The sequence below is a fragment of the Monashia sp. HAY1-2A genome (genome assembly GCF_056755315.1).
In genome coordinates this window covers 1-1,686 of the sequence record NZ_JBNDHY010000288.1, presented here as the reverse complement: position 1 = coordinate 1,686, position 1,686 = coordinate 1, and the positions used below count along the sequence as shown (strand labels likewise).

Below are 1,686 nucleotides of genomic sequence, written 5' to 3'. Positions count from 1 at the left end.
TCCGTCGTCGGCAGCGTCAGATGTGTATAAGAGACAGGCCGGGCACCGGTCGTCGTGCCCGACCTCGGCCCGGCCGTCGTCATGGACCAGCTGGCGGTCATGGTGTGGGACGCGTCCGCCGCGGGGGTCGACGCGGGTCTGCACGAACGCCTCGCCACCCTCCGACGCTCCCTCTGAGCAGCCGAGGGAGCGGCGTCGGGGAGCGTCAGCTGAGCCGCTCGAAGATGACGGCCATGCCCTGGCCGCCGCCGACGCACATCGTCTCGAGGCCGAACTGCTCGTCACGCTCGCGGAGCGCGTTGATGATCGTGCCCGTGATCCGCGCTCCGGTGGCGCCGAACGGGTGACCGATGGCGATGGCACCCCCGTTGACGTTGAGCTTGTCGTAGTCCATCCCGATCTGGTCGGCCGAGCCGATGACCTGCGCGGCGAAGGCCTCGTTGATCTCGTAGAGGTCCATGTCGCCGATCGACATGCCGGCGCGCTTGAGGGCCAGGTTGCTCGCCTCGACCGGGCCGAGGCCCATGATCTCCGGCGACAGGCCCGTGGCGGCGGTCGACACGACCCGGGCGAGCGGCTCGAGGCCGAGCTCCTTGGCCTTGGTGTCGCTCATGACGACGAGGGCTGCGGCGCCGTCGTTGAGCGGGCAGCAGTTACCGGCCGTCACGGTGCCCTGCTGGCGGAAGACCGGGTTGAGCGCCTGGACGGCCTCGAGCGTCACGCCGGCGCGCGGGCCGTCGTCCTTGCCCACGACGGTCCCGTCGGGCGTCGTGACGGGCGTGATCTCCCAGTCGAAGAAGCCGCGACCGATGGCGGCCTCCGCGCGGTTCTGCGACGTGACCCCCCACTCGTCCTGGCGCTGACGGCTGATGCCGTAGGCCGTTGCGACGTTCTCCGCGGTCTGGCCCATGGCGATGTAGATGTCGGGCAGGGCCCCGTGCTCGCGCGGGTCGGTCCAGGTCTCGTTGGTCTCGGCGATCCGCTGCGTACGGGCCTGCGCCTCGGCGAACCGGGGGTTCTGGGCATCCGCCTTGGCGCCGCCGGCGCCGGCCCAGTCGGTGTACTGCGAGACGCACTCGACGCCCGCCGAGACGAAGACGTCGCCCTCACCGGCCTTGATGGCGTGGAAGGCCATCCGGGTCGTCTGGGCCGAGGACGCGCAGAAGCGGTTGACCGTCGCGGCCGGCGTGGTGTCGAGGCCGAGGAGGGTGGCGACGACCCTGGCCATGTTCGACCCGTGCTTGCCGGAGGGTTCGGCGCACCCGAGGTAGAGGTCCTCGACGAGCGTCCTGTCGAGGGCGGGGACCTTGTCGAGCGCCGCCTGGATGACGGTGGCCGCGAGGTCGTCGGGGCGCACCTCCCGGAGCGAGCCCTTGAAGGCCCGGCCGAACGGTGAACGGGCGGTCGAGACGATGACGGCTTCGGTCACGGGGCTACTCCTGGACGACGTCGGCGGCCCGGGCGGTGGCGCGCGGGCGACTAAGCGCTTGCTCAGTCCCTCGATGGTAGGACGTTCGGGCGAGCGCTGACAGTGCCGGCTCCATGACGTGCGTCTCGTCGGGGCCACCCGCCGGCGTCGGTCCCGCTACGTCCCGCCCGAGGGCGAGGACTAGTTGTACTGACCCGACAGGTTGGTTAAGCGGGTGATGGGTGGCTTGTTCCCGCAGGCGGTGTGGGGTCGGTGGT

1 protein-coding gene is annotated in these 1,686 nt (G+C 71.0%); it reads right to left on the bottom strand.

Annotation, left to right across the window (positions count from 1 at the left end; all coding sequences use genetic code 11):
• Positions 1–205: 205 nt before the first annotated feature.
• Entirely contained in the window at positions 206–1,429 is a 1,224-nt protein-coding gene (locus ACPYOM_RS21855; protein WP_481347568.1) for an acetyl-CoA C-acetyltransferase, read from the bottom strand.
• Positions 1,430–1,686 lie beyond the last annotated feature (257 nt).